The 21,978-nt window shown below is 43.0% G+C and carries 18 protein-coding genes; all 18 read left to right on the top strand.

Annotation, left to right across the window (positions count from 1 at the left end; translation table 11 throughout):
* Positions 1–89 precede the first annotated feature (89 nt).
* The 18 genes from aepX to G588_RS21295 all read left to right on the top strand — a co-directional run bounded on the left by aepX (position 90) and on the right by G588_RS21295 (position 21,968).
* The gene (gene aepX / locus G588_RS23330; RefSeq protein ID WP_330361403.1) at positions 90–971 is read left to right on the top strand and encodes a phosphoenolpyruvate mutase; all 882 of its coding nucleotides are present in this window, start codon (positions 90–92) and stop codon (positions 969–971) included.
* Positions 961–2,103 carry a phosphonoacetaldehyde reductase gene (locus G588_RS0105135; protein WP_242830339.1) on the top strand — a complete coding sequence of 381 codons (1,143 nt, stop codon included), beginning with the start codon at positions 961–963 and terminating at the stop codon, positions 2,101–2,103. The genes aepX and G588_RS0105135 overlap by 11 nt, the downstream gene beginning before the upstream one ends.
* Complete coding sequence (gene aepY / locus G588_RS0105130) at positions 2,103–3,221, top strand: phosphonopyruvate decarboxylase (RefSeq protein ID WP_022777685.1); 1,119 nt, start codon at positions 2,103–2,105, stop codon at positions 3,219–3,221. The genes G588_RS0105135 and aepY overlap by 1 nt, the downstream gene beginning before the upstream one ends.
* 2 nt (positions 3,222–3,223) lie before the next feature.
* Positions 3,224–4,063 (top strand): LicD family protein, encoded by an 840-nt coding sequence (locus G588_RS0105125; protein WP_022777684.1) that lies wholly within the window; start codon positions 3,224–3,226, stop codon positions 4,061–4,063.
* A gap of 22 nt (positions 4,064–4,085) precedes the next feature.
* Complete coding sequence (locus G588_RS0105120; RefSeq protein ID WP_022777683.1) at positions 4,086–5,234, top strand: CDP-glycerol glycerophosphotransferase family protein; 1,149 nt, start codon at positions 4,086–4,088, stop codon at positions 5,232–5,234.
* Between the two features lie 18 nt (positions 5,235–5,252).
* Positions 5,253–6,677: a lipopolysaccharide biosynthesis protein gene (locus tag G588_RS0105115; protein ID WP_022777682.1), complete on the top strand. Its 1,425-nt coding sequence runs from the start codon at positions 5,253–5,255 to the stop codon at positions 6,675–6,677.
* A gap of 23 nt (positions 6,678–6,700) precedes the next feature.
* On the top strand, positions 6,701–8,626 hold the full coding sequence (locus G588_RS0105110; protein ID WP_022777681.1) for a hypothetical protein: 1,926 nt from the start codon (positions 6,701–6,703) through the stop codon (positions 8,624–8,626).
* A gap of 112 nt (positions 8,627–8,738) precedes the next feature.
* Positions 8,739–9,833, top strand: coding sequence for a glycosyltransferase family 4 protein (locus G588_RS0105105; protein WP_022777680.1), 1,095 nt, complete (start codon positions 8,739–8,741; stop codon positions 9,831–9,833).
* 45 nt (positions 9,834–9,878) lie between these two features.
* Positions 9,879–10,859, top strand: a complete 981-nt coding sequence (locus G588_RS0105100) for an acyltransferase family protein (protein ID WP_022777679.1) — start codon at positions 9,879–9,881, stop codon at positions 10,857–10,859.
* Between the two features lie 17 nt (positions 10,860–10,876).
* Positions 10,877–12,475, top strand: a complete 1,599-nt coding sequence (locus G588_RS0105095; protein WP_022777678.1) for a hypothetical protein — start codon at positions 10,877–10,879, stop codon at positions 12,473–12,475.
* Between the two features lie 50 nt (positions 12,476–12,525).
* Positions 12,526–14,541, top strand: coding sequence for a hypothetical protein (locus G588_RS0105090; RefSeq protein ID WP_022777677.1), 2,016 nt, complete (start codon positions 12,526–12,528; stop codon positions 14,539–14,541).
* A 19-nt stretch (positions 14,542–14,560) separates the two neighbouring features.
* Positions 14,561–16,339 carry an ABC transporter ATP-binding protein gene (locus G588_RS19250; protein ID WP_022777676.1) on the top strand — a complete coding sequence of 593 codons (1,779 nt, stop codon included), beginning with the start codon at positions 14,561–14,563 and terminating at the stop codon, positions 16,337–16,339.
* A complete protein-coding gene (locus G588_RS0105080; RefSeq protein WP_022777675.1) occupies positions 16,336–17,310 on the top strand; it encodes a glycosyltransferase family 10 domain-containing protein in 975 nt (324 codons plus the stop codon). Before G588_RS19250 ends, G588_RS0105080 begins: the two co-directional genes overlap by 4 nt.
* A gap of 1 nt (position 17,311) precedes the next feature.
* Positions 17,312–18,466, top strand: coding sequence for a glycosyltransferase 61 family protein (locus tag G588_RS0105075; protein WP_081644262.1), 1,155 nt, complete (start codon positions 17,312–17,314; stop codon positions 18,464–18,466).
* 2 nt (positions 18,467–18,468) lie between these two features.
* Positions 18,469–19,449 (top strand): glycosyltransferase family 2 protein, encoded by a 981-nt coding sequence (locus G588_RS19245; RefSeq protein WP_196804945.1) that lies wholly within the window; start codon positions 18,469–18,471, stop codon positions 19,447–19,449.
* Complete coding sequence (locus G588_RS0105065; RefSeq protein ID WP_081644261.1) at positions 19,446–20,396, top strand: glycosyltransferase family 8 protein; 951 nt, start codon at positions 19,446–19,448, stop codon at positions 20,394–20,396. Before G588_RS19245 ends, G588_RS0105065 begins: the two co-directional genes overlap by 4 nt.
* Positions 20,397–20,400: 4 nt before the next feature.
* The gene (locus G588_RS0105060; RefSeq protein ID WP_022777671.1) at positions 20,401–21,387 is read left to right on the top strand and encodes a glycosyltransferase family 8 protein; all 987 of its coding nucleotides are present in this window, start codon (positions 20,401–20,403) and stop codon (positions 21,385–21,387) included.
* Between the two features lie 5 nt (positions 21,388–21,392).
* Complete coding sequence (locus tag G588_RS21295) at positions 21,393–21,968, top strand: serine acetyltransferase (RefSeq protein WP_022777670.1); 576 nt, start codon at positions 21,393–21,395, stop codon at positions 21,966–21,968.
* Positions 21,969–21,978: the final 10 nt, after the last annotated feature.

Genomic DNA, 21,978 nt, shown 5'->3' with positions numbered 1-21,978 from the left:
CAACTTATGGTGGAAGACTTGTTGAGTATCCTTATGCCAGTGATGATAAGTACAAGGACATCGACAATCGCCAGAGAGCAGATCTTGCCATGCCTGATATCAGACGTGGAAGCCTTAGAAGAATGCTTGATGCCAAGGGCCTTGTTACTGCAATGGAAGCTCATGACGGTCTTACAGGTCTCGTGGTTGAGAATACAGTAGTTTATCAGAACGGCGGAGCACATCAGTATGACGCTATGTGGGTTTCTTCCCTGTGTGATTCCACGGCAAAGGGTAAGCCTGACATCGAGCTGGTTGATATGACCTCCCGTTTCAGAACAATAGAGGATATTACAGAGGTTACCACCAAGCCCATCATCTTCGACGGTGATACAGGCGGAAAGACAGAGCATTTTGTATACACCGTAAGGTCTCTTGAGAGACTGGGCGTATCAATGGTAATCATTGAAGATAAGACAGGACTTAAGAAAAACAGTCTTTTCGGAACTGAGGTAGTACAGACGCAGGACAGCATCGAGAGCTTTTCCGAGAAGATTCGTGCAGGTAAAAAGGCACAGCGCACCAAGGAGTTCATGATCTGTGCAAGAATAGAGAGCCTTATCCTTGAACAGGGAATGGAGGATGCTCTTGAAAGAGCCTTTGCATTTGTAGCAGCAGGTGCAGATGCGATCATGATCCACAGCAGAAAGAAGGATCCTTCAGAGATATTTGAATTCCTTGAGAAATTCAGGGAAAAGGATTCCAAGACACCTGTGGTTTTGGTACCTACAAGCTTTAACTCTGTTAAAGAGGAAGAGTGGAAGGAAAGAGGCGCCAACGTAATAATATATGCAAATCAGCTGATGAGAGCTACCGTTCCGGCAATACAGGAGGCTGCAAGGATCATTCTTGAGAATCACCGTGCCGAGGAATGCGACAAGATGCTGATGCCGTTCAAAGACATTATAAGATTGATTCCTGATGAGGTTTGATATTATGGAGCAAAGGCTTATTTCTACCACCGGTGAATTATCGGAGTTAAGGCAACTTCTTGATTCGGGAATGTATAATAACGTACTGCTTGTGTGTGGCAAACACACAAGCAGTACGCTTTGTGTTAACGATTTGATTCTGGGCAAGGTTACAGGCTCAAATATCACTATGTTTTCGGACTTCAAGCCCAATCCCACCTATGAATCTGTAGTACAGGGAGTGAAGCTGTTCCGTGAGAATGGATGCGACAGTATTGTGGCCATTGGAGGCGGATCTGCCATTGATGTGGCCAAATGCATCAAGCTTTTTACCGGCCTTGAAGGTGACGGTGAGAATGGAGAGTTCCTTAAAATGGAACTGCAGCCAAGTGATATTCCCTTTGCAGTAATGCCTACAACCGCTGGTACAGGCTCTGAGGCCACCAGATTTGCGGTTATATATTATAACGGAGTAAAGCAGTCGGTAACCCATGTCAGCAGTATTCCGAATGTTGTTTTTCTGAATCCCGATGCACTTAAATCGCTTCCGGATTATCACAGGAAGAGTTCCATGCTGGATGCGCTGGCACATTCAATAGAGTCCTTCTGGTCAGTTAACAGCACGGAGGAGAGCCGTAGCTACAGCTGTGATGCCATCAGTATGATAATGGCTAACATGGAGGAATATCTCAATAATACCCCGAAAGGCAACAGGCAGATGTTGATAGCGGCCAATACTGCAGGCAAAGCGATCAATATTACTCAGACAACTGCAGGTCATGCGATGTGTTATAAGATTACAAGTTTATTCGGGCTGGCGCATGGACATGCAGCATTTTTATGTGATAAGATACTTTTCCCATGGATGACTGAGCGCACAGACAGATGCAGTGATCCAAGAGGAAGTGAATATCTAAAGAGTGTATTTGAGCAGATTTCCAAGGCTCTGGGATGTGGTAGCACGGAAGAAGCCAAGGAAAAGCTTGAAAGCATATATAAGGTGCTTGAACTGGATACACCTAAGGCAGATCAGGAACAAATTAATGAATTAACAGACTCAGTAAATGAGCAGAGATTAAAGAATAATCCAATAGCATTGGATAAGGCAACAATCAGACAGTTGTATGAACAGATTTTGGAAGGAGTAAGATAATGAAGGTTGAAAAGTTTGTGGAAATGATAGGAGCTGATTTTTATACGGGAGTGCCCGATTCTCAGCTAAAGCCTTTATGCGACTATTTAATCAACCTGTACGGTATAGATAAAAAGCATCACATAATTGCTGCTAACGAAGGAAACTGCACCGCACTGGCAGCAGGTTATCATCTTGCTACAGGCAAGGTGCCGGTTGTTTATATGCAGAACAGCGGTGAGGGCAATATCATCAATCCATTGGCTTCACTTCTTAACGAGAAAGTATATGCAATACCCATGATCTTCATCATTGGATGGAGAGGTGAGCCCGGGGTACATGACGAACCTCAGCACATTTATCAGGGTGAGGTAACAATTAAGCTTCTTGAGGATATGGGAGTTGACTCATTTGTTGTTGATAAGGATACCAGCGAGAGCGACCTTATGAATACTCTGGAAAGCTTCAGAAAGCAGCTTGCAGCAGGCAAGGATGTTGCCTTTGTTATCAAAAAGGGAGCATTGGAGTACGACGAGGCAGCAGTTTACAAGAACGATAACACAATGGTCAGAGAAGAAATCATCAGACATATTGTTGAAGTGAGCGGAGAGGACCCGATCGTTTCTACTACAGGTAAGGCCAGCAGAGAACTGTTCGAAATAAGAGAAGCTAACAAGCAGGGACATAAATATGATTTCCTTACAGTTGGATCTATGGGACACTCAAGCTCTATAGCACTTGGAGTTGCGATCAATGCTCCCGAGCGCAAGGTATGGTGTATTGATGGAGACGGAGCTGCTCTTATGCACATGGGCGCCATGGCTGTTATAGGCAATAACAAGCCCGGGAATCTTGTACATGTTGTTATCAATAACTCAGCTCATGAGACTGTCGGAGGTATGCCAACCGTTGCAGGAAGCATCGACCTTGTAGCTATTGCCAAAGCCTGCGGTTATGAGCATGCTATCTGTGTAGACAGCTTTGAGAAGCTGGATGAGGCTCTCAAGGAAGCTAAGACAAGAAAGGCTCTTTCTCTTATCGAGGTTAAATGTTCCATCGGAGCAAGAAAAGACCTGGGAAGACCCACAACAAGTGCATTGGACAATAAGCTTCAGTTCATGGAGTTCATCAGAGGATAAGTATGCAAAAAGAGGATTTGAAAAAAGTTCATTTGGCGCAGCTGGATCTTTTGATAGAACTTAAGAGAGTCTGCGACAAAAACGGTATAAAATTCTGGCTGGCCTACGGAAGCATGCTGGGTGCAGTAAGGCATAAAGGCTTTATTCCCTGGGATGATGATCTGGATGTTGCCATGACCAGAGCTGATTACAAAAAGCTTAGGGCTGCCTGTGACAAGGATCTTGATCCTGAGTATGAGTATCAGGACTGGGATGTGGATCCGGCTTTTGGCTTTGGCTATGCCAAATTAAGGATCAGGGGCACGCATTTTGTGGAACAGAATGCAGTTGATTCTTCTGCACATAACGGAATATTTATTGATATTTTTCCCTATGACAATGGGGCTCCTTCAATTGAGGAAGAGAAAAAGGATGAGAAGCTCTTCTATGTCCTTAAAAGGCGCATACTTGCCAAGAATGGCTATATGCCTGCCGATGCAGGACTTATTAAGCGCATTGCCTATTTTGCCATGAAGCATTGTCCGGGCAGTGTGGACTCCCTCAAAAAGAAGATTGAGAAGAAAATTGAAGAAAGAGCCGGGCAGTCTTCCGACTATCTCATTTGCCATTACGGAGCCTATGGCTATATGAAGGAGAGAATGCCTGGGAGCATATTCAGCGAAATCGTGGACTGCGAATTCGAGAAGAATGTAATGCCCATTCCTGTGGGATATAAGGAATATCTGACTCAGTTATACAGAGACTATATGCAGTTTCCTCCGGAATCGGAAAGAGAGAACAGGCACTGCATAGTCGAACTTGATTTTGGAAGCTATAAGATCCGTAGTACAGAAGGCTGCTGATCAATTTGCTTGGAGATATTATATGGCAAACGTAATAAAGTACATAATTAACTATTGCTTACGGATCATACTGGTGATCTTCAGAATATTTCCCATCGATAATTCCAAGGTCATACTAATGAGCTTTGGTGGCAAGGGATTAAGCGATAACCCAAGATACGTGGCAGAGAGACTTGCCAAGGATTATCCGCAGGGCAAGTACATCTGGCTTGCCAAGAACATGGATGAGGAGTATCCGGAATACATCACCAAGGTCAAGATCCACTCACTCAGGTCAATGTATGAGCTGGCAACTGCAAAGGTATGGTATTTTAACAGCAGAGTCAATCTCTATATGATCAAGAGAAAGGGCCAGACTTATATCCAGACCTGGCATGGAGGTATCAGTGTAAAGAAGATCGGTAATGCCGTTAATAATTCTGATTTCCTTGCTACCAAGAGAATGCAGCATGATATAGCGATTACTGATGTAATGATATCAAGCAGCGGCTTCGGAGATAAAGTTTACCAGAAGGACTTTGGCTTTAATAAGGAGATTCTTAAGCACGGATATCCAAGACTTGATATATTGTTCAACGCAACTGATGAGGACAAGGCTCTTTACAGGAAAAAGATCGGTATCAAAGAGGGTGCAAAGGTTGTGTTCTATGCTCCTACCTTCAGAGATGATCAGAGAACAGATGTCTATGATCTTGATTATGACGCAATACTTAAGGCTCTTGAGAGTAAATGGGGTGGAGAGTGGGTTTTTGTCACCAAGTTCCATCCTGTTATGAGAAATGCCGATAATCTTATTCCGGGTGACCCCAGAGTCATAGATGCTCGCGGCTATGACGACACCTATGAGATCATGGCTGTCAGCGATTGTCTCATAACTGACTATTCAAGCGTTATGTTTGAGATGGGAATGGTTCACAAGCCGGTATTTCTGTATCAGAAGGATTATCAGGACTACTGCGCAGGAAGAGGATTGTATTTTACAAGAGAAGAATTGCCTTTCCCCAATGCTCAGGATAATGATAAACTTATTGAGAATATTGCGGCATTTGATGCAGAGCCGTATGTAGTAGCGGTAGACAAGCTCTTCAAGGAGAAGATTGAAGATTATGACGATGGCAGGGCTTCAGAGCGTACCAGCCGATATATCGTCGATATTTTGCAGGGAAAGTAAGGAAGAATTTCTAAGGTCATGGCCAGAAAAGAGATAAAAGCAGGAATCGGATATACAGTCGGAAATATATTGATAAAGAGCATTGCTTTTTTGACTTTGCCTATCTTTTCCAGGCTTTTGTCCACTGAGGAGTTTGGTGTATTCAATACCTACATGGCTTATGAGGCGATATTGGCAATTATCATAGGTCTTGGAATGTATCCTTCCATCAGAAATGCCGGTATTGATTATGAGTCGGAAATAGATACCTATGTTTCTACCATCGTAGGAATTACAGTTGTACCCCTGACGGTTCTTACAGCCGGCATCTTTGCTGCTCGTAGTTTGTTCCACTTCGGAAGTGAGTATCCCTGGTATGTATTTGCCTGTCTGATATTCCACTCCTTTGGAACCGCCATGCTGGCTATCAGCAATGCAAGGCTGGCACTTGATTATAACTATAGGAAATTTATGGCATATGCGGCATTTAATGCGATTTTTAATGTCGTTTTGTCTATTGCTCTTATAAAACTTGTATTTACATCCTCCAGGGAATACGGAAGGATAGTCGGAAGTGCAATTCCGCTTATTCTTATTGGTATTGAGATTTTCATCTCATTGGGCCAAAGAGGGCATTTCAGAGTAAAACCTGACATGGCCAAATATGCCCTTGGTTTTGGCTTTCCCATGATCTGGCATTTTATGTCGCAGCAGATCCAGAGTCAGTTTGACAGGATTGCCATCACAAATATAGTGGGTGCTGCCCGCACGGGAATCTATTCTTTTTCATACAGCATCGCATATGTCCTTCAGGTTATTTTTTACTCGGCAGAGAATGTATGGGGTGTGTGGTTCTATAAGAAAATGAAAGAAGAGGACTATCCAACTATCCGTAAGGTGTCAAGAATATATATGGCTGTTATTGCATTCCTTGCTATAGGTATGCTGGTGGTGGAGAATGAAGTGATCCATATTTTGGGACCCAAGGATTATTGGGAAGGAAGCGGTATTTTTATTCCAATCCTCATTGGCATTTTTATGCTGTATCTGTATACCATTCCTGTTGGAATTGAGTATTATTTCAAGAAGACCAGATATATCGCAATGATGACTATTATTTCAGCTATAGTAAACATTGCAGGTAACCTGATCTTTATACCGATCTACGGATATAATGCTGCGGCGTTTACCACGTTTGCCAGTTATGCATTTCAGTTCTTTGTTCATTGGATGATTTCTAAGAAGGTTTTGAAGCAGCACAGTATAGCTCAGAGCGTTTTCAGGCTTTCGGATATTATGCTGATACTTATGGTAGTGATAATAAGCGGCGTTGCGGTTTATTTCCTGAATGCGCATATTCTCCTAAAATATGTGGCATTTATCATCGCATCACTGATAGCACTGTGGTTTTACCGCAAGGAACTGGTATTTGCGTTTAAGGAAGTTATACGTAAGAAGAAGTAAAGTATTCCGATCAGGAGGAGTATATGGCGTTTTTGATAGTGATTCCCATAGCAATGCTATTGGCGATAGTTTTTGACAAAAAGACAGAAGAGACAATTGCCCTTTCCATGATCTGGGCATCGCTCCTTGCATATCTGTGCGGAATCATCTATGAATTGTGGATCGCTACCTATCTGGTGGCCGGTATTGCGGTATTATCTACGGTGGGAACAGTTGTATATGGTATCAGGAAGAAAAAGATTGCCAATCTCATCACCCCGGGACTACTGCAATATCTTCTTTTGTGTGGCTACTATATGCTTGTCTTCAAGGGAAGATTTGTAAATAGTCAGGACAGTCTTGTTGCATATGAGAAATATCCCCGTGAGTTTTATTATGTGAATGATATCTGCAGATTCAAAGAGCCGGTAGGCGTTATGGTCTGGAAATATCTTAGTCTTAAAATGTGGCCCAACTATTCGGAGGGCATGCAGCTTTTTGCCGGAGTTGCAATGCAGGTTGCTATGCTGGTATTTTTCTTCAGGCAGACAGAGAGTGATAAGAAAAGGGACAAGATTCTTAAGTTCTGTCTGGGATTGTTCTTTATGCTGTTCCTGCCGCTGACCTATAAAGGCGGCGTTGTGGCGATGCAGTATGATTACATTGCAGGAATTCTTACTGCTTTTGTGCTGGCTGCATATATGGCATTAAAACAGACGGGAGACAGATATTATAAGGTTTTAGTTATCAGTTCGCTTGTTTTTCTGATCCATATTAAGAGCACCGGTATTATCCTTGCGCTTATATGTCTTATGATCATTGCAGGCATGGAAATGGTATATGAGAAGCAGGAGGGCATCAGGAGATATTATTTCCTGACTGTCTGCACCGTAGCTGTAGTACTGTCCAAGCTTAGCTGGACTTTCTTCTGCAAATTAAATGATGCTGAGGAGAAGTTCAGTATCGGTCAGGCTATACATAAGATGAAGCCCTACGCAGTAGTGGCGGCTGTCATCGTATTTGCCGCGACTTTGTATATCGGAATCAGGATTCTTCTTAAAAAGAATCTAAAAGTATATATTTCATTGGTGATTTTGATGGCAATTGCCATCTTCGCAGGCACAACTGTGATAATGCCTGCTGATATAAGGCTTCAGACCATGGGAAGCTTTGCTCAGATAATTTTTTCCAACTACTGCGTTGACAGGGCATACGGCTTTGGATCCAATCTTCAGGCACCTTTTATCATGGTAATTGTGATTCTTCCCTGCCTCCTGTATATGTTATCCAGGGAAAAAGAGGACAGTGTCAGAAGGCAGAACAGGATATTTATGATCCTTGTAAATGCGGGCTTTTTGGTATATGCAGCGGTGGTATATCTTACAAACTTCTACGGAAGGGGACTTAATCAGACTGTCAAAGCCAAACAGTGTGAAAGATATCTTTTTGGATATATCATTGTGTTTGTTCTGCTGTACATCTCAATCATATTAAGGGATATGGAGAAAACCTCGCTGTACCCTGTAGTCATCGGACTACTGGTATTCACAGCTGTGTTTATATCTGACCTTGGTATATTCTACCGTCAGACTTTTGTTCGTTCCGAAGTGGCAAGATATGACGCTATTGAGAAGGTCGATATTGAATATCCCGATGTGGTCTATTTCGTTGATGAGATTGGCGATGAGAACGTAGACCGATTTAATTTTGAGTTATCACCGGGTAGAATTGTTTCCAAAGATTATATCGATATGCATCTTAGCACTCTTGCTGACGAGCCTCACAAGATTACGCTTGAGGAGTGGACTGACAAGCTCAAAGAATGCAGATATGTGTTCCTCGCAGCGGTTGATGACAATTTCGCCGAAGAATACGGCAGCATCTTTGAAGACGAAATTGCTTTGGGACATTTCTATTCCGTTATAGTTGATGGGGAAAATGTCAGGCTTAAGATTGCGGATATGAATTAAATCCGTATACTTGTTTAATTGGATGATGAATCGTTTAAAGGACAGACAGTGCCGCCTCGGTGCTGCCTGTTATCTTGTTTTATAATGCAACCACACAAAGAGGTTAGCGGATATGAAAAGAGTAGTATATATAGCAAGGGCGACAGTGCCTTCAAAATCAACGAATAGTGTGCATATTGCCAAGATATCAGAAGGCTTTACGGAGCTTACGGACAGCTTTAGCCTGATTGTCACAGGAAGTGATAAGAGCATAAGTGCTGCTGAATATTATGGACTTAACCATGATTTTGAGATTATTGAGCTTAAAGATAAGGGAATGGACAGGCTGTCACAGATAAAGTGGGCCAATGCCGCAGTTAAAATGGCGATAAAGAGCGGCGCAGACCGCATAGTCACCAGAGATCCTTTTACAGCCTTTTTTGCAGTTATGAAGGGAACAGAGGCTACTCTTGATCTTCACGGAGATCTTAATCACCTCTGCGGCAGGTTCTATAGGATGATCAAATGGGGGCCCTTTGTGAATAACAAAAAGCTTAAACTGGTGATGATCTCAGAGGGACTTAAGGATTATTATGTGAAAAAGTATGGTGTAAGCCCTGACAGAATCACAGTTTTGCCCGATGCCTGCACCCTCAGCGATTATGAAGGAATATCCGACAAGCCCTCCGGGAATTTCGGGGAGAGGCTTCAAATAGGATATTTTGGTAAGACACTTATTGGCAAAGGCATAGATCTCATCAGAAGATTGGCTGCTTTGGACCCTGATAATGACTATGAGATATATGGCGACACCAAAGAGGCCGCAGAGAAGGAGACAGGCAAGCCGTTTAGTGACAACGTTCACTTCCATGGGCATGTAAGGAACGCAGAGATACCGGCGATCATGTGCAGCATGGACGTGCTGCTTCTTCCCAACCAGGACAAGGTTATGGTCATGGGGGAGGATATAGGCAAATTTACATCGCCGCTCAAACTCTTTGAGTACATGGCCAGCGGCAGGGTGATAATTGCCTCTGACCTTCCGGTTATAAGGGAAGTAGTTGATGATAATATCGCCTATCTGGCGGACAGCGCCGATGAAACAGATTGGAAGAAGGCGCTTGATTCTATCAAGGAGGGTCCAAGGCAGGCCGCTCAAAGAGCAGAGGCTGCCAAAGAAAAAGTAAAGCAGTACACCTGGATCGAAAGAGCCCGGAAGATGCTGTGATATAATAAATTAGTTATTTGGCAGCGTTTGGGGGTTGTCACAGGAATGAAAAAGTTTAATTGGTACATGATAAGTAAGAACAGAGATGCGGTGTATGCACTGGCCATCATCTGTATAATGATATTTCACTGCAAGTCTCCGAAGGATATTGAAGGGGGCCTGCAGATTCTCCATTCCTTCAAACTGATGGGGAATCTTGGAGTTGATATTTTCCTGTTTGTTTCCGGAATCTCTTTGTATTTTGCCATAACAAAGAACAGCTCCTGGAAGAGGTTCTACATAAACAGGCTTAAGAGAGTATGGATACCTACGATAATCGTGTTGTCTGTATGCTATCTGTATTTTGTGCGGGACAGAAGGATCCTATCATACATAACATATGTTACCGGAATTGATATGTTTATCAAGGATTCTCTGGTGATATGGTTTATTACATGTATTACTGTCTGCTATATTCTGTATTATTTTGTCTACCGGTTATACCTTAGGACAAACTGGAGTATATGGGCTCTTGTGGCGGCACTTGCTGTTTCAATCGGGTTTAATGCTGTCATGAGCTATGCATTTCCTGTATTCTGGAAGTCAACGGAGATCATGTGGAGACGAATCCCCATATTCCTGGTGGGCTCCTATATGGGCAAGGCGGTTTATGACAAAAAGGAATCGAGACTGTCGTATGTCCATGTGGCGCTGCTGGTAATCATATCTATCATAAGTGTGTTTGTATGGGACAGCTTCATTGCGGACTATGTTTCCAAGAGATATTTATATCTGGTGATGGCGGTGATCTTTTCCATGTTCTTTAGCATTATAGGGGAAGTGAAGCAGCTGGGGCCTTTTTTTCGCTGGCTTTCACCTTTGACACTGGAGATATATCTGGTGCATGAGAGAATCATAGATGCTCTTAAGATGAAGCACATGGATAACAATCTTTTAATTATGAATATGATTGCCATCGTATGCGCATTGGTAGTTGCCAAACTTTTGCTTACCTTTGAAGATAAGGTGATTTACAGGAAAAAATAAGTAATCGGAGATCTTGCATGACTAAAGAAAAAGCATTTAGGGTCTTGATACCCCTCGTTATCATAATTTACATAATCATGGGAAGATTTCTTCTGCTTGATTATGGTGTGTCCAGAGACGAAAGGGCTGAGAGACAGTCCCTTCAGGTCAACATGAACTATGTTACTGAGCTTGTTACGGGGCAGTCAGATGAGAATATCACACCATTGTTTGAATATAAGGACAAGTATTACGGAATGTCGGCGCAGTTTCCCATGGCGGTATTTGAGTATCTGTTCAAAGACAATATCCGCAGCATTTTTCTTGCAAGACATTTATATACGTTTTTGTTTTGCTGCTTGGGCTATATCTGCTTTTATCTGTTTACTTCCAAGGTATTTAAGTCCGGGGCTATGGGCGCTCTGGGGACTGCAATGGTGGCTCTCTATCCCAGGTTTTTTGCCGAGCAGTTCTATAACATCAAGGACATGGTGTTTATGTCCCTGTTTATGATCAATCTGTTTGTTGTATATCTTCTTGTGGAAAACGGGTTTAAATGGCGCCACTGCCTGTTATTCATACTCGTAAGCGCCGTGTCCGTTAACGTAAGGATCATGGGAGCTGTTTTTCCTGCTCTGGTCCTTGGATATATGTGGGTATTTGGAATCAGGGAAAAAAGAGAGGGTGAAGAGAAACTGTTTGTTAAAAAGGCATTAGCCCAGACCCTTGCTCTGATATTTGGAATCCTTGTGCTTCTGGTGGTTCTTACTCCGGTTACCTGGCATAGCCCCATTAAGCAGCTGGTAAGGATGTTTAAGACATTCCTTGACTATGGAAGATGGAACGGCACCATCGTATTTATGGGAGAGGTTCTTACCAAGGATCAGCTTCCCTGGTACTACGTACCTGTCTGGCTTCTGATTTCACTTCCGATATGGTATATCATATTGGGACTGGCTGCCGTAGTGCTTTTTGTGATCGCGGTGGCAGGAGCCGTCAGGAAGAAGACGAAATTTAATGATATAGTACTCGACAATAAATATATTATTCTTGCATTTGCTGCGGGATTTCTGCCATGGCTTTCAGTGGCAATCACTCATGCAACAATATATAATGGGTGGAGGCACTTATATTTTGTTATGCCCTCGATTGTTACAGTTCTTTTGTGGGCGGTAAAGAGGCTCCTTGGTAGCGGCAAGCTGTTTAGGGTATCTGCTATGGCACTTATTGCAGCAGGTCTTTTGACTCAGGTTGTATGGATCTGTAAATATCATCCTTACGAATATGTCTATCTGAATGAGATAGGAAGCCTTTTCGGAGATCAGTTCGACAGAGATTACTGGACTCTTAGTGAATATCAGGCTTATGAGAAGATAAGAGATGTTAATCCTGAGCTTACCGGCAGGGATTACTTCTGGATGGGATCCCAGGGAGCCGGATATTTTGAATATGTCCTTAAGGATGAGGAAGAAGAGAAGGTTGCTGTAAGAGCTGATGGCTATGAGTATTATGCTGCCTTTTACAGAGGAGTTGTTGGTAACGAATATACCGTTGAAGGCTTCACTGAGATAGATTCAATTTATGTCAATGGATTCAAGATAGCATCGATCTATATTAAGGATGGATTTGAGCCCTGATCTGCGGGAGGCAGAGACGGATAATTAACTACATGGGAGAGGATTAGAGAATGTCTATAGTTGTTGCACTTCCTATAGCAGCTGCAATTGCATTGTTTTTTAACAAGAGAATAGAAGAAACGGTGGCTCCGGCAATTTTTTCGGTTATAACACTTCTGTATTTCTCCGGAATCATAACTACATTTACCCCCGGAATTATACTGTCACTTGTTCTTGCAGTAGCATGTGCTGTATATACGGTTATTACGTGTGTTAAGAGCAGAGAGCGAATAAAAGAGAATCTGTTTACGCCGGGACTTATAGTGTTTCTCGCTTTATCTGTGTACTTTCTTTTTGTGGCTTATGGAAGAATATTCAATCAGGGAACCGATGAGGGACATCATTGGGCGATAGTCATCAAGTACTTCTATATGCTGAATGACTACTCAAATGTACCTATGACGACGGACCTGGCTCCTTACCATTGCCCGGCGGTATCCTTGTGGGACTATTTCAGTACAAAGCTATGGCTCTCCTGTTCAACCGGAATCATGATGTGGGGGCAGCAGATAATGGCTGTGAGCCTGCTTCTTCCGCTATTTGCTCATATTACTTCTTTTAAAGAAAAAAATAAGATTCTGATCACAACTTTGTTTATTACCGTTCTTCCTTATTGTCTGAGGGATGTTAATTATAAGTTTGTGGGCTATACAACGTTTCAGCCTGATTATATACAGTATCTTCTTATGGCTGTCGCTTTAATATACTTCAGACAGTATTATCTTAAAAAGGACGGCTTTTATCTGGGTTCAAGCTTATTTTCCGTATTTATTCTTGTGTTGTCCAAGAGAACGGGAATCATAGATGCGATTGTCTATCTCATCATAATTTATGCTGTGATGCTGCTTCATAAGGAATTTGACCTTAAGAAGACCTGGACTGTAATTGGAGCCAATCTTGCAGCTATCGGCGCAGCATACCTGACCTGGGAGCTGTATCTGACTTTTACCGGAACTGTTACGGGAGGTCTCTCAGGCACTGTTGCCAAAATGGCAGGGAAACTTTTTGCTGCCGGTCCGGTAGTTGTTATAGGAGCGATAGTAGTAGCTATCGTAGTATGCATTGTTTTGTGGAAACTTCAGACCAAAAAGCCTATAGCAGTTATCGCTGCCCTGATGGGTGCATATACACTGGTATGTATTTATCTGATCAAGGCCAAGGATGTGGAAGAGTCTTTTAAGAATGAGGCATTTGCCTATGTTGCAAGGACCTTTCTCGGGCATGACCTTACAGGGTACGATGGCCTTATCAAAATCGATGTACCCCAGATAGGCCACGGAATTCCGATATCCATGGGAGCATTCCTTCTTCTGTGCATCATACTCTGGAGAGTTGCTATCCTTAAGAAGGAAGAAATGTCAGATAAGAATAAATTTGATGATTATATGGTAATCTTCCTGGTAGTTGGCTATGTGCTGATGCAGATCTTCAGGCTTATGGGGGCTATCGCCTTCATGGCTTACAAGAATCAGCCCACACTGGCGGCTTCCGACAACTATCTCGGACCCTATCTTCTGGCGATGCTGGTGGTTCTGGGAGAGCTGTGGCTTGACCATGACAGGACGAGAGGAGACCTTGGAGTCAATAAGACTCTGGTAATGTTGTTCGCCATTATGTTGTTCTTCAACTGCGGTTCCATTGTGCTTAACCTGGTGGAGAAGCCCACAGAGCATTATTTCTATGCACTGGAGGGACAGTCCTTTAACTACGGCGATAAGATATATCTTATGGATACAAATATTGAAAACGAGAATCTGAATCCCGATTTCTATTTCCAGGTGGCTCCGGCTTCCTCAAGCGCAGGCTCCTGGTATATTGACGGATACATGAGCGACAGATTAACTCCTGAGGAAGTGTCCGATAAGCTGATTAACGGCAAATTTAATTATGTATATATAGAGAATCTGGGTCCTGACTATAAGGGATACTATGATGAACTCTTCGCCAATCCCGGTGATATGGACAACAATCATCTCTACAGTGTAAATGTGGTTGATGGTATGGTATCATTGGTTTTGGTTAATTAAACAATAGTGAGAATGATAAATGGATACATTAAAAAAAGTAAATTATATTTTTAATAAAAGTCAAAAGGCGGAGCTGGTTCTGAACGTGTTCCTGGCATTGTTTGCCGGAATATTTGAACTGCTTGGAGTATCGGCACTGCTTCCTCTTGTAAATGTGATCTTGGATCCGGGACAGATAGATACCAACAAGAATTACAAATTGTTCGCGGATATATTCAATGCGCATACAATCAAGACCTTTGTAATATACTTCTCTGTAGGACTTATTATTCTGTACATTGTGAAAAATGCGTATCTGATGTTCAGATTTAAATTTCAGCTGGATTTCGTGTACAAGAACAGGAAGAGCCTTGCCATGAGGCTGATGGACTGTTACCTCAGCCAGGACTATCTGTTCCACGTTGAGCATGCGGCTCCTGAGCTTCAGAGAAACGTTAACAGCGATGTTGTGAGCTTTTTGAATGTAATATCGGCAATTGTAAGTATCCTGGTAGAGATGTTCACCTTTGCGTGCATGCTGGTATTTCTTATTGTGACAGATGCAGTAACAACGATGCTTTTGGCAGGTATATTCCTGGTGGCTTTTATTGTTATCTTCAAGGTATACAGGAAGAACCAGGTTAAGGCCGGTGAGGATGCCAGAGCTGCTTCCGGAGATCTGAACAAGTGGCTTATTCAGTCATTTGGAGGCATTAAGGAACTTAAGGTTCTTAACAGAGAGCAGTTCTTTTTGGATAACTTCAGTATTTCATATGATAAGTCCATCAGATCCAACAAGAAATTCAATCTCTACACTCATTTCCCTAAATACATTACTGAGATGCTTACAGTGGGAGCCCTTCTTATCACCATCATCATCAGAATGAGCATGAATGTGGACGTGAAGGCCTTTGCTGCAACTCTTTCAGCCTTTGCTCTTGCAGCGATACGTATGCTTCCCGCCTTCAACAGAATGACTGAGCACATGGGCAGCATTATGTATGGCAAGGCTTCCGTTGATGCAATATACGAGGACCTGGTTCAGGCTGACAAGATCAAGAAGGAAGTTGCAGCAAGACAGGGAACCACAGCCCTTGAGCTTACTGATGCTCTCAAGGTTGAACATGTTGTATTCAAATATCCTGAGGGAGATAACCCTGTATTTACAGATGCCTGCATGACCATCAAAAAGAATGAGTCTGTGGCGCTTATCGGAGAATCCGGCGCAGGCAAGACCACTCTTGCAGATATCATGTTAGGACTCCTTGAGCCCCAGAGCGGCAAGGTTATGGTTGACGGCAAGGATGTATTTGCCAATGACGATGCATGGCACAGGTCTGTGGGATATATACCTCAGATGATCTATCTTATCGATGATACCATCAGAGCCAACGTTGCCTTTGGGCACAAAGAGGTGGATGATGACAGGATCTGGGCTGCGCTCAAGGAAGCACAGCTGGACGAATATGTTAGAAGCCTTAATAAGGGGCTTGACACTGTCGTGGGTGACAGAGGTGTTAAGCTCTCCGGTGGTCAGAGACAGAGAATCGGAATTGCAAGAGCCCTCTATACAAGGCCTTCAGTTCTGTTCCTGGATGAAGCTACATCGGCTCTTGATTCTGAGACAGAGGCAGCTGTTATGGAATCCATCAACTATCTTCAGGGTAAGACAACCCTGGTTATCATTGCTCACAGGCTCACAACCATCAGAAACTGTGATGCCATCTACGAAGTGGGCGGCGGTGTCATTACCATGAAGGACAAGAAGAAAGTATTTGAAGAGGAATCGCAGAAACTGCGACGGGCGGCAGATCTATGAAGAAAGTAAAGGTTAAGTTTGTCGATACCTACGGCAAGCAGCAAAAGTATTTAGAGAAGCTCCTTGGAGATGATATTGAGCTTGAGTACAGCGATGAGCCGGATTATCTTTTTTACGGAGTGTTTGGCTCAGGAATGGAGCATTATAAATACAAGAACTGCGTGAAGATCTTTTTTGCATCAGAGGGTGTCATTCCCGATTTTAACGAGTGCGATTATGCCATAGCGGAATATCCCATGACAGTTGGTGACAGGTATTTTTGCAAGCCCTACATGGCACCGAAGGAAGCGGATTTCTCCGTATTTGATGAAAAGGCGGATTATCTTGGCAGGAAGTTCTGCAACTTCGTATTTTCCAATGAGACTAACGGAAGAGGCGCTGTTCTTAGAAAGCAGTTCTGTCAGAAACTGATGGAATACAAGCATGTTGACTGCCCCGGCAAGGTACTCAACAACATGAAGGATGCTATTGAGCCAAGAAACGGCAAATGGTTCCACGGCAAGCTGGATTTTATCAAGGATTATAAGTTTACCATTGCCTTTGAGAACGTTAACACTCCTGGAATGGTATCCGAGAAGATATACAATGCTTTTCAGGCAAGGACAGTTCCCATTTATTGGGGCCCGGATGATGTTAACAAGATATACAACCCCAAGTCCTTCATCAACTGCAGCGGCTTGACAATCGATGAGATGGTTAAGAAAGTCGCAGAGGTCGACTCTAACGACGAGCTGTATATGGATATGCTCAGGCAGAATCCTATTGCAGAGGGCTTTAACCTCAATTGGGAAGAGGATATGGCAAGGTTCCTTCGGGGAATAATTCTGGAAAACAAGGATTATTACGACAAGGATCCTCTTGGCTGGGACAGTGGTAATAAGGCAGCTAAAGAGCTTATCAGTCTTGAAGATACAATGTTGTATAAGCTTCACAAGGGCAGAGAGAAAGTAGCCAAAAAGTTGAAAAGGTAATATGTTGAGTAGATTTTACATGCCAAAAGGGCTTAAAAGTGAATACAAGAGACTGTCGGATGTAAGTTACAAGAGAAGTGAGCCGCTTCAAGTAGCTGCGGTAGAAAACGCTACTGTTCTTACACCGCAGAAAGATACCGTCAATCACGGACTTGACAAGGCTACCTATGGTCTTGGCGGAGTAATTGACAGCGAAGACCGGTTCATCGACTATTCACTGATGGATGCCGGCAAATGTGTCACCGTTTCCAATCTCTGCAGAAAAAGATTCGGTGGAAGATATGATATTGAAGCCTCTGAAGTGATCGAAAATGATAGGGAAGTAATATACATCGGACTGTTCTGGCCCCAGTGGGGACATTTTCTGGTGGATATAATCACCAGGTTGTGGTATGCACTTGAAAACGAGCTTCCTGTGGTTTTCATCAGGAAAGATAAGGAATTATACGGCAATTATCTTGAGCTTATTGAACTCCTTGGCATATCGAAGGACAGGATAATTTATGTCGATAAGCCTACTCGGTTTAAAAAAGTATATGTGCCGGAGCCGGCTTTTTATCCCGGGAAGTACTATACGGACAAATATAACGCGATGATAGACCGTGCTGTGCAGGAAGCAAGGTTTAGGTGCTCAGGTAAACAAGCCTTTTCCAAGGTTTATTTTTCCAGAACCAGGATAGGCAGTGCGGAAATTGGTGAGATCAGTATAGAAAAAGTGATGAAGGACAACGGATTTGAGATCTTTTATCCGGAAACCCTGTCAGCGGCTGAACAGATATATTATGTCAATTCCAGTGAAGTTTTTGCTGCCGTGGAGGGCACAATTTCTCATAATTCGGTGTTTGCATCGGAAAGGACCAAGCAGATTGTATTCCTCAGGAGTATTGTGCCGATAGTTTTTCAGTTTCAGATTAACGAGATGAAAAATATATCAGCAGACTATGTTTATTCGACTGCAGGAAATCTGCCACTAATCAGGAAGAACGGATTTCTGGTAGAACCGCGACTTTTGTGTATCAGCAGGTATTTCAAGAAATATGCAGCTGAAAACGGCATAGGAACAGGCTCTGCTTCTGCAGTGGATTTCTGCCGCCATTATTTGGTTTATGTGCTTAAATGGATCAAGAAGTTTGTTAAGGTTAAGATATTAAAGTGATTGTGAGTGATAATATGTCGGAAAAACAACAGGAACTTATATCGATTATTGTTCCGTCATATAATGTTGAAAAATATATAGATGCCTGCGTGGAGAGTATCTGCGGCCAGACCTATGAGAAGCTGGAAATAATCCTTGTTGATGATGGAGCTACAGACCGAACAGGTGAAAAATGCGACGAATGGGCTGATAGTGATGACAGAATAAAGGTTATTCATCAGAAGAACAGGGGCTTGTCCGGCGCAAGAAATGCAGGAATACGTGAAGCCAAGGGTGAATACCTGGCGTTCATTGATTCCGATGATATGATCGCGAAGGATTATGTTGAGACCCTGTATAAATGCGCTGTTGATAATAAGGTTCTATTGGCGCAGGGCCGTTCCAACAATTTTTTCAAAGAGGAAGACATCAAGGAATTTACCGATTCCGATGGATGCAAGGTGTTATCTTCCGCAGAGATGTGCCGGATACTTATGAGTGAGTACCGTAAGGGCTGGGGCATTGTGATGACCAAGCTGTTTCACAGGAGTCTTTTCGATGATCTGGAGTTTCCTGAGGGCAGGATTCACGAGGATGAGTACATGGTGTACCGCCTGTTCTGGAAGGCCGGGAGGATCGCCCTGTCTGATAGGATAGTATATTATTACCGCTCCAAGAGGGAAGGAAGTATAACCCACAGCGGATTTTCGCTTAAGAGGCTTGACGTACTGGATGCAAGACGTAAGCGCTATGAGTTCTTCGAGGAGCTGGGAGAGAAGGAGCTTCAAGGATACGCACTTCTGTCTCTTTGCCAGGCCCAGGCAGACTGTCTTGGGAAACTGAGAAACTGCGATATTGATGACAAAGACAAATATATTGATGAGATAAAAAAAGAGCTGACGGAAAACTTCCGGGAAGTTAAGAGAACGCCAACCGTCAGTAGCAAAAAGAAGCTGTCCCTGTGGCTGGACATCTATATGCCCTGGGTAAAGCGTAGGAAATGAAGGATAGTATGATACCTGTAGTATTTATTAGTGACGATAATTTTATAATGCCAACCTGTGTGGCAATTACATCTCTTCTTGTAAACAAGGCTCCGGAGACGGAATATGATGTGTACATCATAATGGCTGAATGCTCGGAGAGTTCTTATGAGAAGATCAATGAGCTCAAGAGCTTTGGATCACCGATCAATCTCGTTAGAGCATCCCTTGATGAATACAGGGATATTAAGCAACTGGCCCATATTTCAATTGCCTGTCTTCTTAAGTTTGATGTTAGCGAACTGGTGCCGAACTATGATAAGCTGCTGTATCTTGATGGAGATATTATCGTAAGAGGCGATCTTAGTGATCTCTATAATGTGGAGCTGGGAGATCACTACGCAGCAGGTGTGAAGGAAATCTTAAATATGGATGAGGAGACCGGCAATGTCAATGCCGGTATCATGCTGTTTAATGCCAAGAGAATCCGTGATGAGAAGCTCAATCTCAAGATGAGAGAAGTAAGAAGGAGCCTTGGAGACCGAGGATCCATGGACCAGCAGACCTATAACATTGTAACCGGCAAGGACTATCTGTATCAGGATATAAAATATAACTGCGTGCCTCCCAAGGTAATAGAGCTGGCAACAGGCAGGATAGAGCGCCTGAATGAAGTATATGGTTCTGATTACAAGGGACCACAGGACGTGATCAACAAGGCCGTTATTATTCACTATGCCACCGGAGATAAGCCCTGGAAGTATACCTTCAGACCCTGGGCAAAGGAGTGGTATGAGTATTACAAGCTGTCTCCATACAAGAATGTCCCCTTCAAACTAAGAGGCATCTGGGGCTACAGATGGGATAAATTAGTTAATATCGTAAGAAAAAAGGGAATCAGCGGAGTATTTGCTATTCTTAAGGAGCGAAAAGAGAGAAGAAACAAGAAAACCGGGAAATGGGAATAAATAGATGAATAAGTTACCTGTTGTACTTGTGTGCGATAAAAATTTCATAATGCCTACTTCCGTGACAATAACGTCTCTTTTGGAGAACAGGAATAGTGATACCTATCTTGATATCTATATTCTTGGAGGTGATCTTGATAAGGAGGCGGAAGCAGCCTTCAAGCCCTTTGAGAAGTACGGAAACTGCAGTGTGACCTGTCTAAAACGATCTTTGGACAGATTCAGTGATATCATGCAGCTGGCCAATATTTCTTCAGCGGGACTTCTAAAGTTCGAAATCTGCGATTTACTTTCCGAATATGATAAGGTCTTATATATTGATTCCGATATGGTGATACGTGAAGACCTGTGGAAATTGTATTCTGAAACAGATGTGACAGAGTATTATTTTGCCGCAGTTCTTCACACTGAATGTGTTATCGATAAGGCTGAGAGGATAAACAGCGGTTTTATCCTGTTCAATGCAAAGCTCATGAGAGAAGAGAATATGAGCGAGAGACTGATTCAGCATAGAAGAGCTCTCGGGAACCGTGCGTCAATGGATCAGCAGACCTTTAACGAGGTGTGCAAGGGAATGATCAAATTCCTTCCGCCCAGATATAACTGTATGCCCTTCAGATACATTGCTGAGCAGATACCGCAGTATTACACAATGGCTGAGTTCAATGAGTTTTTTGGAACTAACTACAGAAGCTGGAAGGATGCCGTTAAGGATGCAGCGGTTATCCATTACATAACCGGGGAGAAGCCCTGGAAGAGCTATGATATCTACGCGGGAGAAGAGTGGTATAAGTATTACCTTAAGTCTCCTTACAAGGACGTTCCGCTTAAGAGGACCGGTAAAGGAGCCAGGTTTGCCAAGCTTATGAGGAAAGAAGGAATGAGCGGCGTTTTGGAGCGTTATATCAAGAGACCTCTTAGAAGCGTCTACTATACTGTCAGAGGATTGGAATTTCGCAAGAAAAAATGGGCTTCTAATAATTGGGGGTAAATTAAATGAAGAAGATGATTGCTCGCTGCGCTATTAAGCTTTTATACAATAAAAGCAGCGATGAAGTTAAGAAACTCATCGAAATGGATACTGTTCATAAGTCCCAAAGAGAGTTTTCGTTGGAATTTCTTGAGGACAGAATCAGGGCTTTTCCACAGTACAGAAATATATTTGAGTATCGCATAAGCAGTGAGAAGTCAAATGGGGCGTTATTTAAGCTCGCAAGCAAAGCCCTTTTTAAACTGTATCCCACTCAGAAGACTGTTGAAATTCACTCCAGGAGTGGAAAAATTGGGGGCGGCTTATGGCTACCGCATAGATACTGTGTAATCAATGCAGAGAGTATCGGAGAGAGAGTTTCGGTATTGCAGGGAGTTACGATTGGGGCTGACTCCAATGATGGGAGACCAACTATCGGAAGTGATGTTGTAATATACCCTAATGCGGTGGTAGTTGGCAATATAACCATCGGAGATCACGTATGGATTGGAGCAAATACTTTTGTAAACTATGACGTTCCGGATAACAGCACGGTCTATGCCAAGCCTTCGGAATGTGTTTGCAGAGATAAGGATAAATAATTATTTACGT

Source organism: Butyrivibrio sp. AE3009 (assembly GCF_000420845.1).
In the GTDB taxonomy this organism is placed as follows: Bacteria; Bacillota; Clostridia; order Lachnospirales; family Lachnospiraceae; genus Butyrivibrio.
Note: the sequence above shows the minus strand (reverse complement) of the source record. Positions and strands in the feature narration are given on the sequence as shown.